Source organism: Bacillus sp. JJ1122 (assembly GCF_036964885.1).
Taxonomy (GTDB): Bacteria; Bacillota; Bacilli; order Bacillales; family Cytobacillaceae; genus Mesobacillus.
Window position 1 is genome coordinate 1 of the sequence record NZ_JBALQL010000047.1, and the last position, 14,751, is coordinate 14,751.

At 40.5% G+C, this 14,751-nt stretch carries 14 protein-coding genes; 12 read left to right on the forward strand and 2 right to left on the reverse strand.

Annotated elements, in window-relative coordinates:
* Window positions 1-158: 158 nt before the first annotated feature.
* From V7201_RS22100 to V7201_RS22140, 9 genes are all read left to right on the forward strand, one after another.
* Window positions 159-317, forward strand: coding sequence for a hypothetical protein (locus V7201_RS22100; RefSeq protein WP_335378915.1), 159 nt, complete (start codon window positions 159-161; stop codon window positions 315-317).
* Between the two features lie 207 nt (window positions 318-524).
* Window positions 525-3,800, forward strand: coding sequence for an efflux RND transporter permease subunit (locus V7201_RS22105; protein ID WP_335378916.1), 3,276 nt, complete (start codon window positions 525-527; stop codon window positions 3,798-3,800).
* Window positions 3,801-4,012: 212 nt separating this feature from the next.
* Window positions 4,013-5,110, forward strand: a complete 1,098-nt coding sequence (locus V7201_RS22110; protein WP_335378917.1) for an SDR family oxidoreductase — start codon at window positions 4,013-4,015, stop codon at window positions 5,108-5,110.
* A gap of 14 nt (window positions 5,111-5,124) precedes the next feature.
* Window positions 5,125-6,669: an aldehyde dehydrogenase family protein gene (locus V7201_RS22115; protein WP_335378918.1), complete on the forward strand. Its 1,545-nt coding sequence runs from the start codon at window positions 5,125-5,127 to the stop codon at window positions 6,667-6,669.
* Window positions 6,670-6,998: 329 nt separating this feature from the next.
* Complete coding sequence (locus V7201_RS22120) at window positions 6,999-7,433, forward strand: hypothetical protein (RefSeq protein WP_335378949.1); 435 nt, start codon at window positions 6,999-7,001, stop codon at window positions 7,431-7,433.
* A 307-nt stretch (window positions 7,434-7,740) separates the two neighbouring features.
* Complete coding sequence (locus V7201_RS22125; protein ID WP_335378919.1) at window positions 7,741-8,511, forward strand: TerC family protein; 771 nt, start codon at window positions 7,741-7,743, stop codon at window positions 8,509-8,511.
* Between the two features lie 184 nt (window positions 8,512-8,695).
* The gene (locus V7201_RS22130; RefSeq protein ID WP_335378920.1) at window positions 8,696-9,928 is read left to right on the forward strand and encodes a DUF5667 domain-containing protein; all 1,233 of its coding nucleotides are present in this window, start codon (window positions 8,696-8,698) and stop codon (window positions 9,926-9,928) included.
* 117 nt (window positions 9,929-10,045) lie between these two features.
* Window positions 10,046-10,792 carry an RNA polymerase sigma factor SigI gene (gene sigI, locus V7201_RS22135; RefSeq protein ID WP_335378921.1) on the forward strand — a complete coding sequence of 249 codons (747 nt, stop codon included), beginning with the start codon at window positions 10,046-10,048 and terminating at the stop codon, window positions 10,790-10,792.
* On the forward strand, window positions 10,789-11,895 hold the full coding sequence (locus tag V7201_RS22140; protein WP_335378922.1) for an anti-sigma-I factor RsgI family protein: 1,107 nt from the start codon (window positions 10,789-10,791) through the stop codon (window positions 11,893-11,895). Before sigI ends, V7201_RS22140 begins: the two co-directional genes overlap by 4 nt.
* 57 nt (window positions 11,896-11,952) lie before the next feature.
* Here the strand turns inward: V7201_RS22140 and V7201_RS22145 are convergent, their stop codons facing one another.
* Window positions 11,953-12,153, reverse strand: coding sequence for an alpha/beta-type small acid-soluble spore protein (locus tag V7201_RS22145; protein ID WP_335378923.1), 201 nt, complete (start codon window positions 12,151-12,153; stop codon window positions 11,953-11,955).
* 235 nt (window positions 12,154-12,388) lie between these two features.
* On the opposite strand from V7201_RS22145, the gene V7201_RS22150 reads away from it, so the two are divergent.
* Window positions 12,389-13,744: a TrkH family potassium uptake protein gene (locus tag V7201_RS22150; RefSeq protein WP_335378924.1), complete on the forward strand. Its 1,356-nt coding sequence runs from the start codon at window positions 12,389-12,391 to the stop codon at window positions 13,742-13,744.
* 62 nt (window positions 13,745-13,806) lie between these two features.
* Here V7201_RS22150 and V7201_RS22155 read toward each other — a convergent pair whose 3' ends face one another.
* Window positions 13,807-14,154, reverse strand: a complete 348-nt coding sequence (locus tag V7201_RS22155; RefSeq protein ID WP_335378925.1) for a DUF3905 domain-containing protein — start codon at window positions 14,152-14,154, stop codon at window positions 13,807-13,809.
* Window positions 14,155-14,290: 136 nt separating this feature from the next.
* Between V7201_RS22155 and V7201_RS22160 the strand changes: the two genes are divergently transcribed.
* Complete coding sequence (locus V7201_RS22160; RefSeq protein ID WP_335378926.1) at window positions 14,291-14,452, forward strand: hypothetical protein; 162 nt, start codon at window positions 14,291-14,293, stop codon at window positions 14,450-14,452.
* On the forward strand, window positions 14,453-14,593 hold the full coding sequence (locus tag V7201_RS22165) for a hypothetical protein (protein WP_335378927.1): 141 nt from the start codon (window positions 14,453-14,455) through the stop codon (window positions 14,591-14,593).
* The last annotated feature ends 158 nt before the right edge of the window (window positions 14,594-14,751 follow it).

Consider the following 14,751-nt stretch of genomic DNA (forward strand, 5'->3'; position numbering starts at 1 on the left):
GACTTCACTGGTCGGCCCTTCGACGGACACGATGTACTAGTGCCGACGTTGCCACAGGACGTGGCGGTTTTAGTCGGCCAGCGCTTGTCGGGGCTGACCAAGGCGCTTGCGCTTTTTGTTCTGCAATTTTTTAAGTGTTTCGATGAGAGGAGAATCCGATGGTAAAAGGAGAGAAAACAGGTTCGGAGATCACAAAAGTCACTTTCCCGGTTTCCGAACACGCGATGAAAGAAAATGAGAACTTATGCGGAAGGGAAGCGAGTATAAGGTTATTTTCACTCGGAATGACTAATTCTGCGGATAGAAATAGTATGTAATTTGAATGTCTCAAAGTTTCATTAAGGCATCAATTGATTTAAAATGAAGTGTGCGGTTTCTTTCGAGCGCTCTATTTTTAAAAATGGTCTCTACATACTACATAGATGACATTTGCAATATCGCAAAGGCTTCACTATATTTAGGGTTGAATTAATTTGGTACGTCCGGTCAGTCAGCATGTTTTTACAGCCGAAAGGAGTTAATATATGAAAATCAGCAATTTTTCGATCAGAAGACCTGTTTTTACGATTGTGACCATGTTTTTGGTCCTGATTCTCGGTATTGTTTCAATGATGAGGATTCCGCTAAAGCTGATTCCGGATATCAATCCGCCAGTGGGTGTGGTGGTAACAAATTATCAGGGAGCCAGTCCTGAGGAAGTAGTTGAAAAGGTAACTAAGCCTTTGGAAGCCAACCTGGCTACTTTGCCAGGAATCAAGACGATGACTTCCACCTCTCAGGAAGGTGCCAACCTGATCCTGATGCAATTTTCTTGGACAACCAATATTGATGATATCCAGGACGAGGTCATTCAGAGACTGGATATGGCACAGCTTCCAGATGAGGCGGAAAAGCCGCGATTCCTTAAGTTCGATCCTTCGCAGTTTCCTATTATCCAATTGTCCTTAAGTTCGAATCAAGATGAACAATCATTAAGGGATTTGGCTGAAGAGCTCGAGCTTGAGTTGACCAAAGTGGAGGGAGTTGCAAGTGTCAATCTTTCGGGGACCTCTGTCCAGGAAGTAAGGGTCGAATTAGACCAGCAAAAATTAAAGAAATATAAATTAAGCCAGTCCGATATTGTTGACTTGATCAGGGCGAATGATGTCTCGATGCCGGGCGATACCATTTTAACGAATGGAAAAGAGCTGACGACCAGGGTCATTAGTACGCTTGATTCTGTAGACACACTTAAGAACCTGACTGTATTTTCAAATCCAGTGACAAAGCAAAAGGTTAAGCTCCAGGATGTAGGCAAAGTTGAATTACAAAAACAGGATGACCGTACAATCACGCGAACGAACCAGTCGCCATCAGTTCTCTTAAGTGTACTCCAGCAATCTGACGCCAATACAGCAGAGGTTTCAAAGGCATTTCTCGATGAGCTGGACAAGTTACTTGAGCGAGACAAATATGAAGGAATTAAATCTGAGGTCCTTTTTGATCAAGGTGACTATATCAAAATGGCCATTGGGAATATCTCTAACTCCCTTATTGTCGGAGGGCTGCTGGCGATGGCGGTGCTGTTCTTTTTCCTGAGGAATGTGAAGAGTCCGTTGATCATCGGGATTGCAATTCCTTATTCTGTTATTTTCACATTCGTATTAATGTTCTTTGCGGATTTCACCTTGAATATCATGACACTTGGCGGACTTGCCCTAGGAATTGGCATGCTGGTCGATAATGCGATTGTCGTGATTGAAAATATTTATCGTCACCTTTCGATGGGCAAAGATCCAAAAACTGCTGCCCGTGATGGAGCGCAGGAAGTTGGAGGAGCCATTACGGCATCTACCCTTACGACGGTGGCTGTATTTTTACCTGTTGTTTTCATATCAGGAATTATCGGTGAGCTTTTCACTGAATTTGCGCTGACGATTTCATTCAGTCTGCTGGCATCTTTGATTGTGGCTTTGACTGTTGTGCCAATGCTTGCAAGCCGGCTTTTAAAGGCTCCTAAAAAGAACCTCGAGGCAAGAAGACAGCGTTCAAGTTCGATGAAGAGTTTGGAAAAGTCCGTAAGATGGGCTCTCCACCACAGATTCATTGTCATTTTGATTACCCTGCTGATGCTTGCTGGAGGAGGGTATGGACTGACTACTGTCGGGACACAATTCATTCCTGCAACAGACGAAGGATTCTTCAGTATAAGGGTAAAATTAGAAAATGGTGCTGCTTTGTCTGAAACGGAAAAAGTACTCGCTTCACTTGAGGATGAATTAAAGGGTGAAGAAAACGTTGACGTATATGTCAGCTTGGTCGGTACTACACAAGAAGCTTCCTTTAGAGGCACGACGAATACAAATGTCGGAGAGTTATATGTGAAGATGGCTGACCTTGAACAACGAAAAATTAGCACATTCAAGTTTGTCGATGATAAAAAGAAAGAACTGGAACAAGCCGCGAAAAAAGCTAACAGCACCGCTGACCTCAGTTTTAATTTACAGTCCACATCTGGTTCAGCGCCAAACACGCTCACATTCAGTGTCCGGGATACGAGTGAGAAACGACTGAATGAATCAGTGACAAAAATTCACGATTCACTCAAAGATCTTGAAGATGTCAATGAACTATCAACGAGCAAAAATGAAAAAGTGGATGAAATTCAGGTAACAGTCGACAGGGAAAAGGCTCTTGCCCAAGGGCTAGCTCCTGCGCAGATTGCCATGATCGTGAATGATGTAACCAGAGGGAGCATGGCAACACAAATGTCAGGTACTGACGGAGAAATCCTCGGGGTATTTGTTGAGTATGATCGTGCTGTTACACAAAATCTTGAAAAACTAAAACAATTGCTGATCAAGAAGCCGGCTGGGAGCTATGTTGCTTTAGGACAGGTGACCAATATCAAAACTGGCAGTGGACCTGTTAAAATTCAAAGGATCAATCAGCAGGATGCCGTTGAATTTACGATGAAATATAAATCATCAACAAACCTTGGAGCTATCTCAAAAGAAGTAGACAAGAAAATTGATGAGCTTGATCTGCCTGATGAAACAGAAGTTGTATTCAGCGGGGACAGGGAGCTTCTTGAATCATCGATTGATGATTTAGTGCTAGCATTCTTCCTTGCAATCATCTTAGTTTATCTCGTGATGGCGGCTCAATTTGAATCCTTGAAATATCCGTTTGTCATCATGTTCACGGTACCTTTAATGGTCATAGGAGTTGCAATAGCATTGACTGCGACACAAACTCCGATCAGTTTGACAGTGATTATAGGGATTATTGTTTTGGCAGGTATCGTCGTAAATAACGCAATCGTAATTGTCGATTATATCAACCAGAAGAAAGAACGAGGGTTGAATCCCCATGAAGCTATTGTTCTGTCTGTTAAAGACAGGGCAAGACCAATCCTGATGACGGCCTTAACGACGATATTAGGACTGGTCCCTCTTGCATTAGGTATTGGAGAGGGTGCAGAAATCAACCAGCCAATGGGAATTACCGTAATTGGCGGCCTGATCAGCAGTACATTCCTGACGCTATTTGTTATCCCGGTCATGTATAGCTTTTTTGATAAAGATACAAGAAGGATGAACAAAATGTATGCGACTCCTGATGGACATTTGGTGCCTGCATACTTGCTGAAGGAGCATACGGACACAGAATTCGAAAGAAATATCGAAGATAAGACTACCCTTATCCAGCAAGGGAAATATTCAAAAGAAGAAATGGCCGGAATGCTTGAAGAACTACTTCAACTGGTAAAAGAGGATGGAGATTCAACAACTAACAGGGGTTTAAGAAGACGAAGATAATATAGGCAATAGGTGTTTGGTAACTATGCTGCTTGGCATGGTTATCAGGCACCTATTATTTTTTGTGAACACTGTCCCTCAACCGTAAAAGTAACAAAATTATCCTCAACCATACCCTGGAAAAAGTAAAATTCAGAATTATCAGCAAAAAATTTTGCCAAATACAAACGCTTACAGATAAAATAAAGCTAATTACATTAAGGAGGATATATATGGAGAACGGATATTTTTTTACAGGCTTCCCAGGATTCATCAGCAATCAACTGATAAGAGAGGTGCTTCGGAAAAACAACGGGAAAGGAAAAGTATATGTACTTGTCCTGCCATCCATGACAGAAAAGGCTGAGAACGAAAAGAAGTTCATAATAAGTGATTTCGCATTAGCTGAAGACCGTTTTGAAATTATTACGGGAGACATTACGAAGCGTGGTTTGGAAATCGAACCGCAAAAAAATGCCTACTTACAAGAGTCGGTTACCCATGTTTTCCATCTTGCTGCAATATATGATCTGGCAGTGCCGAAGGATCTGGCGTTTCTAGTGAATGTTGAAGGCACAAGAAATGTTAATGAATGGGTAAGGAACTTGCGAAATATTGAGCGCTACACGTATTTCAGCACAGCATATGTAGCTGGCAAAAGAGAAGGGGTTTTATACGAAAATGAATTAGTTAAGCCGGCTGAATTTAAGAATTTTTATGAAGAAACAAAATATGAAGCTGAAATATTAGTTGATGCATTAAAAGCAGAAGTGCCTGTCACCATCATTCGTCCAGGGATTGTAAAAGGACATTCAAGGACGGGGGAAACGATCAAGTTTGATGGTCCTTATTTTATCATGAATTTTATCGACCGCCTAAGCTTCATGCCTTTCCTGCCGCGGCTTGGAAAAGGTGAGACTGTTGTAAATCTTGTTCCGGTCGATTATATTATTGAAGCAACAGCCTATTTAACCTTCTCGGAAAAAGGTGCTGGTAAAACCTATCATCTTACTGACCCAAAGCCTTATAAAGTCTCGGAGTTATATGAAATGATGATGGCTGAATTGATGCAAAAAACGCCTAAAGGTTCGATTCCAATAGGATTGGCAAAAGCTGGTTTAAATTTGCGCGGTTTTAGAAAATATCTCGGTGTCGAAAAAGAAGCGCTCGATTATTTTACATGGAGAGGGTATTTTGACTCAACGCAAGCCCAGGAAGACTTAAAGGACTCGGGGATTGAATGCCCGGACTTTAAGGATGGCATCTCGGCAATGGCCTCATTTTACAAGCAAAACAAGCATGAACCTCATTACCAGATAAAAATTATGTAGGCAGGTGAATGAACGTGCATTCAGTTGAACAAGTCCAAAAATTAACCGTCATTGCACCTGCGACAGGACAGATGATCGCTGAGATTGAAGAGACTCGGATTCATGAGGCACCGCTCTTTTATCAGCGAGGCAGAAATGCTTTTGCAGCGTGGAGCTGCCTTTCGATTCCTGATCGCTTAAGATATTTTAGAAAGCTGAAACAATTGATGGTTGATGAGATGGACCAGATTGCCAGGGTCATTTCCGATGATACGGGAAAGGTGCTGACAGAGGCAATCGTTGCGGATATAATGCCAACTCTTGATGCGATCGACCATATTATCAGGCATGCAGAAAAGGTGCTTAGCCGCCAAAAAGCAAAAACGCCCTTTTTGTTAATTGGCAAAAAATCGTACATTGATTACATGCCAAGAGGGATTGTGCTGGTGATTTCACCATGGAATTATCCGCTCCAACTGGCAATGGTACCAATGGTAAGCGCATTGGCAGGCGGCAATACAGTGATTTTAAAGCCTTCAGAGGTCACTCCACTCGTAGGAAAATGCATTGAAGATCTATTTCATCGCTCAGGGTTTCCTGAAGGAACTGTCCAGGTTGCACATGGCGGTAAAGAAGTAGGTGCAGCTTTTACTGCGGGGAAACCTGATTATATATTTTTCACCGGTTCTGTCAGGACTGGCAAAATCATTCAGGAGCAGGCAGCAAGAGATTTAATCCCGACCACACTGGAACTAGGCGGAAAGGATCCGATGATTGTATTCAAGGATGCTAATCTGGAAAGAGCTGCAAAGGCTGCTGCCTGGGGAGCTTTTACAAACAGTGGGCAGGTTTGCATGAGTGCAGAACGCCTCTACGTGGAACGTTCTATCTCTGAAGAATTTCTTGGGCTGCTAAAATCAGAGGTCAGGAATTTGACCCAGGGAAGTGATGAAAATGCAGATGTAGGTTCCATGACTTTCCCGGCGCAGAAGGATATTGTGAAGGCACAGCTGGAAGAAGCTTTAGCAAGAGGAGCAAAGCTTGTAACAGGCCTCGAGCCTGTAAGTTGGCAGGAAGGAATGTTCATCCCCTTGACTGTCGTAACACATGTTGAGCAAGATATGAAAATTATCCAGGAAGAAACGTTTGGCCCTTTACTTCCTGTAGTACCCTTCGACACTGAGGAGGAAGCTGTCACTCTAGCCAATGGAACGGTTTTTGGTTTAAATGCAAGTGTCTGGACCAAAGATAAAGAAAAGGCGAGAAGAGTGGCATCCAGGCTGGTATCCGGAGCTGTCGTTATCAATGATGTCATCATAACTGTTGCGAACCATGGTTTGCCATTTGGCGGAACAAAGGATAGCGGGATTGGACGGTATCACGCTGAGGGTGGACTGCGAATATTTTGTCATGAAAAAGCGATTATGGAAGACCTAGGCTTAATGAATTCGGAAATACATTGGTACCCTTACAAAGGGAAATATCCTCTTTTTCTTAACTTATTCAAAAACTATTTCGGAGAAAAGAGAAATTGGCTGTCATTTGCCAAAGACTATTTAGCCTTACTTAAAATAAAATAACTATAATGCCGTTCCTTTTGATAAAGGAATGGCATTTTTATGTATAGGTTAAATATCTTTAACAATTTTTTGGAAAAATGATAGTTGATGGCCTTAATTGGACACTCTAAAACCATCAGGAGAGTGTGCTGAGTTTTATGAAGCAGGATAAATTCGCAAATTGCTGTTTTACGGCTTAACACATGCTTGTTCGATCGTTGTTCATACTTTGAGTTCAATCATGGAGGAATATATGAAAAACGCAAAGGTGCGAAAAGAGCTAAATAAAACGATTAAAGGATGAATCTAGAGTGGCCAATAAAAAGAAACTAACCAAACTAGAAGCGGTGATGTGGAGCATAGCACTCCCAGGTTTCGCACAACTCCTTACCGGCAACTTAATCAAGGGAATATTATTTGTCGTGCTTGAGTTCCTGGTGAATGTATATAGTAATTTCAATAAGGGAATTATGCTGAGCTTTTTGGGTGAGACGGAAAAAGCTTTACAGGTAATGGATGTTCAATGGCTGATGTTTTACCCTTGTTTATATATGTTTGCAATGTGGGATGCATACCGCAGTGTAATGCCCGATGATGAGAAGCTGACTTTTTTGCCTTTTGTTTTCTCCGCCTACTTTGTAACCGTAGGATTGATGGTTTCTCCAAAGGTAAAGATTATGGGAGTATTTCCAGGCCCGGTATTTCTGCCAATGCTCTTTGTGATTCCAGGTGTGATTTCTGGATTTTTAATCAGAAAAGTATTATTGAAATTCTATGCCGACTGATCTTTGTATCATGTTTTTAAATAGCTGCATATAATATTAAAGAGACGTACTAAACGAATCACTAATTAAGTGTAGAAATGGACTCATTCCAAATTGAATAGTATCTTCCAAAGGGGAGTAGCTGTTAGGGAAACCTAAAGCAAAGTCGTCATTTCATGGGAATATTCCATCGGCTTTGTTGGCATGTACATATGCTTAGCAAGACCTTTGCCGCCTGGCAGAGGTCTTTTTTGTGATTTGAAATCCAAAAATTGTGCCTTTATCAGCGGGGAGTATTGTAAATAATAAGAACCGGAGGGTGACAAAAATGGATTTAGCGATGCTGCTTGAATATGGTTGGGTATTGATTGTTCTTGTTGGGCTGGAAGGAATTCTCGCCGCAGATAATGCCGTTGTCATGGCGGTAATGGTAAAACACCTCCCAAACGATCAGCAAAAAAAAGCCTTGTTTTATGGCTTATTTGGAGCATTTATATTTCGATTTGCGACATTGTTCATGATTTCCTTGCTGGCAGATGTATGGCAGGTTCAGGCACTTGGCGCGCTATATCTTCTATTCATTTCCAGCAGTCATTTAATCAGGAATTATGCAAATACAGGCAATAACGAGAAGGAAAAACAGGTTAAGCCTTCGAAGTCGTCATTTTGGAAGACGGTCCTAAAAGTGGAGCTTGCAGACATCGCCTTTGCAATCGATTCGATGCTTGCGGCTGTTGCTCTTGCAGTTACGCTGACACCTAGTGGCTGGTTTAGGATCGGCGGCATTGATGGTGGACAATTTATTGTCATGTTCCTGGGAGGCATCATTGGACTTGTTATTATGAGGTTTGCGGCTAACTGGTTTGTGAAGCTATTAAAAGAACGACCGACGCTTGAAACGGCTGCCTTTTTAATTGTTGGCTGGGTTGGAGTAAAACTAGCAGTCTTCACGCTTGCTCATCCAGAAATCGGGGTAATTGACCGACATTTTCCTGAATCGTTAATCTGGAAGTTAATATTCTGGATTGTTTTAATTTCGATTGCTATAGGGGGATATATTTTTTCTGCCCGAAAACTCCAAATGCAGCATGATTCATAAAGGCTTTTAATGCGAAAGCAGTCGTAAATTCAGGATTTATCAACGAAAAAGAAAGACTTCAGTCACAAATTGACTGAAGTTTTTTAATTTTTTTTTCAAAAACCCCCATAAAAACCTCCAGTGCAAACGTAACCATTTAGTGATTAAAGCGGCCGCTTCCAAAAAATTATGAGGTGAACAGAGAATGAAGAAACTTTCCAACCAAGAGATGAAGAAAATTGCAAAAAGTACATTGGCTCTAGTGCTTGCCGGTACATTTACATTTTCACCAATTGCTATGGCAGAAGAAAATACAACAGAGTACGAAACAGTAGATTTACAAACTGTTAGCCCAGAGGATATTGAGGATGCAAAAACTCAAGTTGATGAGCTTGCAGAAACGAACCCATCTTTAATTCCTGGAGATTTCTTCTACTTTGCAAAAATAGCATTGGAAAAAATCAGGCTTGCTTTCACTTTTGATAAGGCTGAGGAAGCAGAATTGCTTGCTACATACGCAGCAGAACGTTTAGCTGAAGCTAGCGAACTGTTTGCAGCAGGAAAAGAAGACGAAGCACTTGAGGTAATCGAGACTGCTGTTAAATACATGGAAAATTCACAGGTCATCGTTGATGAAGAGAAGACAAACGATGAAACAGAAAAAGAAGAAGATGTAAAAACAGAAGAAGGAACAGTTTCAGATGATGTGACTGAATCTAAAAATGAAACGGATTCTGAAGCAGATGTAGAAGATGAAAATAAACAAGAAGCACCTGCAGACGGAGACGATGTAGTTGCTGAAGTTCCAAGCGATGATGCAGATGCGGAAACGGAAGAAGAAGCAGAAGACGTCACAGCTGAAAATCCATATGAAGAAATTGAAGGCATCCTAAGGCAAAATATTATCGCTTTGAAAGCAGCAATGGAGCATGTAGGTAATGACAAAGCAAAAGCTGCCCTTCAAAAGAATATAGACAAAACTTACGCAAAAATGGCCAAGAAGCTTGCTAAATTGGAAGAAAAATATGCTGAAAAGCCTGAAGAAGAAGAAAATGAAACAACTGAACCTGTAATAGTTGAACCAGTTGTAACTGATCTTGAGCCAGCCGATCAAGTTGAAGAGCAGAAAGAAGCACCAGCCGAAGAACCTGCAGATGAAACTGTGCCAGCAGATGATGACACTGTAGTTGCTCCTGTTGTTGCTCCAGCAAAATCCGTAAAAGAACAGGCAAAACAACTGAAAAAAGCTGAAAAAGCTGCTGAGAAGCAAGAACGCAAGGCTGTTCATCAAGAACGCAAAGCTGCAAAGAAAGAAGAAAAACATCAAGCAAAGCAAGAACGTTCTCATAAAAAGGAAGAACATAAGCAGCAAAAAGGTCATGAAGGCAAGGGCAAAGGTCATCAAAATGGCGAAAGCAAAGGTAATGGAAAACATTGAATAAGTTTGAACAATAGACTCGAAAAGATAGCCATTCCAGGCTATCTTTTCACTGCCTAACCACAATAGAGAATTGACATGATATGATATAATGTGGTGAGAAAAGAGGTGAGGCTATTGCTAAGTTTATTGTTCATGGCAAAGAAACGGCGCAGACCATTGGAAGAGACAGTGGAAAAAATCCATCAGGGGGATGCAGCTTTAAGGGATGAATTGATTGATTCTTATAAGCCTTTTATTGCAAAGACCGTTTCAGCTGTCTGCAAGAGATACATACATGAATCGGACGATGAATTTAGCATTGGCCTCATCGCCTTTAATGAGGCAATCCAAAAATATTCATCTGAAAAAGGTAATTCATTATTAAGCTTTGCCGAAGTAATGATCAAGCGGAGAGTGATTGATTATATCCGCCAGCAGAGCAGAAACCAGAGCTTAAGTTTTAATATATCAAATGATCCTTCTGAGGAAGAGCAGCAGCGTTCAACAATTGAAGATGAGCTTTCTCTTGATGACTTCAGGAAAAAAACAGAACAAGAACTAAGGCGGGAGGAAATCATTCAATTCCAGAGTATACTGAAGGAATTTGATCTTTCTTTTCAGGATCTGCTCAATCAATCGCCGAAGCATGCGGATGCGCGTAAGAATGCCATGCTCGTTGCTCAAGCGATGGTTGAAAACGAAGAATTAAAGAATTTGCTTCTGGATAAAAAGCGCTTGCCAATCAAGCATTTAGAAGAGATGGTTGATGTCAGCCGAAAGACTATAGAGAGAAACAGAAAATATATCATTGCCATCGCACTGATCTTACTTGGGGATTATATTTATTTAAAGGATTATATTAAAGGGGTGTTAGAGACATGAGAAAAGGAGTTATCCTTGAAATCAATGATCTTTACCTAACATTGTTGACCCCCGAAGGTGAGTTTTTACAAGCCCGAAAGCTTCAACAAGATTATCAGGTAGGAGAAGAAATTCATTTTTTTCCAGAAATGTCCACAGATAAAAGAAAGAAATTCAATCTTTCATTTTTAAATAGTTTTAAAGCAAGAACAATTGCACTTACTGCAGCATTGATGATGGTTATGACCGCATTCCTTCCGGTTTATCAAAGCGGGCAGGTATACGCGTATATGTCCATTGATGTAAATCCGAGTATCGAATTAGCTGTAAGCGATGAACTAAAAGTACTGCGTTTAACAGGTTACAATCCAGAAGGCAAAGAAATCATTGAAGAACTTGATGGCTGGAAAAAGAAAGATGCAGCCAAGGTAGCTGAAATGATTCTAGATAAAATCGAAGACAAAGGATTTTTCAATCAAAAGCATGACATTGTGATAGCCACAGTCCATAACGGTAAGGTTAATAAGGCAGTTGACAGGAAATTGGAAGAGAAAATTTCTGAAATAAAAAAGGCCACACAAGAAGAAAATCTTGAGCTTAAGGTTATGCAGGGCACAAATGAAGAGCGTAAGAATGCCAAAAAGCAAGGGCTGACAACAGGAGTTTATAAAGAAAAGCAGATTGAAAAAACTAAACCAGTTTCGATGCCTGCTAAACAGAAAATTAAACCAGAAGCTGCTAAGAAAAAGCCTGTTACCCCATTGAAACCGCAGCCGAAACCAGAACAAAAAGATACAGTGCAGCCGAAGAAACATGAGGCACCCGGGCAAATAAAGAAGACTTCTGAGCCGTCAAAGACTAACCACGGAAAGTCAACTGATAGAAATAAAGGACAGGATCAGAAGGATCATCGAAAAAGCAATAATGAAAATACTAACAAAAGCCAAGGCGATAATCAAAATCGAGGCAAAGGCCAAAAGTATGGCAACAGCAGCCAAATGGACAATGGAAGAACAGAAACGAGAAAAAAAAACAACAATATTAAACAAGAACCAAATGACAAATCTCACGGTAAACAAGGCCGTCATAATGGTCAACATAATGGCCATAACAATAAAGATTAAAAACTTTAAAAGTCCGGAATTAACTTCCGGACTTTTTTCCATTTTTATATTCAATTGTTATTGTTGGTTTTTACCTGAAAGCTGTGCTTGTGCCTGTTGTACCAGACGCTTAGTAATTTCCCCGCCTACTGATCCGTTAGCTCTTGATACAGTATCAGAACCAAGGTTCACGCCGAATTCCTGAGCGATTTCATATTTTACCTGGTCCATGAATTGTTCTACTCCTGGAACCAGCAATTTATTTGAACTTCTTGCCATGGTTGTCAACTCCTATTTAGGTATACAGAGAGAACTCTCTGTAAATATAGTGTTATCAATTGTGCCCGGTTCATGAATGGTAAAGTTTTTTTATATTGGATATTATTTCGCGTGAATCGGAATTTTTTAGTAGCACACGATATTATAAAAGGGAACTGCAGGAAAATACTTTATTATTCAGTTGATATTCTTTATCATAGGTATGTATATGAATTAGGGTCGAAAGGAATCAATTATGTGGATTAAATTTAGAAAGAAACTGGATAAACTAACACCTGCTCAAATCATCGTCACATATTATCTGTTAGCAGTTGTCATTGCAATGAGCTTGCTAAGTCTTCCAATTGCTATTCGTCCTGGGGCAAAATGGTCATTTATGGATGCAATGTTTACTGCGGCAAGTGCAGTGAGTGTGACAGGATTATCGACGATAAGTGTCCGTGATACATTCACCACTCCTGGTATTTTCATACTAATGTTTGTCCTTCAATTTGGCGGCATTGGGGTAATGGCCCTAGGTACATTTTTCTGGTTGATCATTAGGAAGAAAATTGGCCTTAGAGAACGAAGGCTGATTATGACGGATCAAAACCAGACAACAATGTCTGGACTCGTCAAACTGCTTAAGGAAATTCTTGTCATTATAGTCTTAATAGAATTGATAGGCGCTTTAATATTGGGCTTGTATTTTATGAAATTCTTTCCTTCACGGGAAGAAGCGTTTTTGCAGGGCTTGTTTGCATCAATAAGTGCTACTACAAATGCCGGTTTTGATATAACTGGTGCTTCCCTGATCCCTTTTGCCCATGATTATTTTGTGCAAAGCATAAATATTGTTTTGTTGACACTTGGGGCGATTGGCTTTCCTGTCCTTATAGAATTGAAAGGATTTTTATTTAGAAAGAATAAGAAGAAACCTTATCCATTTTCTCTTTTTACTAAAATCACAACCATTACGTTTTTGGGTCTTTTAGTTTTCGGGACAGCGGCTATTTTTATTTTGGAAAATAATCATTTTTTTGCTGATAAATCATGGCATTCTGCTTTATTTTATTCCTTGTTCCAGTCATCGTCCACAAGGAATGGCGGGTTGGCAACAATGAATGTCAGTGATTTCTCTGATCCTACATTGCTGATCTTGAGTGTTCTGATGTTCATTGGTGCTTCCCCCAGCTCGGTTGGAGGAGGAATACGTACCACAACCTTTGCCCTTAACCTATTGTTTCTCTATCATTTCGCTCGAGGTAAGAGATCAGTGAAAATCTTCAATAGAGAACTGCATCAGGAAGATATCATTAAGTCGCTTGTTGTAACCATTATGGCAATCATCATTTGTTTTTTATCGGTAATTATATTAATGGCAACTGAGAATCAGCCAATGATGGCAATTATCTTTGAAGTATCTTCAGCATTTGGGACGACAGGACTGTCTATGGGAATTACTCCGGAGTTAAGTACAGTCGGTAAGTCGATTATCATTGTCTTGATGTTTATCGGCCGGGTAGGAGTTATTTCATTTTTGTTGTTGATTGCTAAAAAAACGGATAAAGAAAGTATACATTATCCAAAAGAACGAATTATTATTGGATAAACGATTAGATCCGGGGAATCCCCGGATCTTTCTATATGGTGAGATGATAAACTATAACCCCTTTAGTCCTGTCCCTTACTTACATCGATTGTTGGATGCATAAAAGGGAAAGCCTGAGGCTTCCGCTTCTCTTCTAGCAGTTCCCTGTTTTCAGCTGAATTCCAGCCTATATCGTTGGTAGGATGAACCCATTCGTTACCTGCCATAATAGCAGGGTCAGTTTCCTCACTCCAGTTTTCCAGAGGAGAACTTTGAGAGGCATACAGACTGTCCCCGATGATGACGCCATGTTCATTTATGAAAGGGGCCTCCATTTGAATCCCTGTATCTTTAAAGCTTGGAGCATTCACCTGATGAGGCAATGTTTCATCAATATCCAAAGGTTTGAGGATTGGATGATCTTTTACCATAGTAGCCCTCCTTTTTAGTCTATTTTTTGGATATAGGGAGGATTTTATTAGGAGTCACCCTTTGTAAAATTAGGCAATCAAATTCGTACATAGCTCTTAAGCAAATGAAAAAAATAGTACTATGGAGGTGGATCATATGGCTAAACGGAAAGCAGAAAGAAATGCTTTAGAAAAATACACAAACACACCTAAGAAAAATATTCAGGAATCAGAATTCAGCGCTGAATTTTCATCGGGTGAAGATGCCGGAAAATTTGCTAACAGGAATTCAAAGCAAGGCAGGAAAGGAAGAGCTTAAATGAAAAAGCATGAAGAAAGGCACCAAAAGCCTTATAATGTAGAGTTTGGCATGGAATTTGGGGATATAAATGCCAGCAAGCTTTATGAACTGCCGTTTGCAGGAAGAAAAGGTAATCCAAAGTCTAAAAAAGAAAAATAGGGATTCTCTGAGAACATAAAAAGCCGGCTTTAGCTTGTCGACAAAGATACAGGTCACAGATCAGTTATTGAAAACCTGTTGATTGGAGTGGGAGGCGCGAAGACTCCTCCGAAAATGCTTTCATCGTGCGTGGTCAGATCCGAGGAAGCTATTCAGTG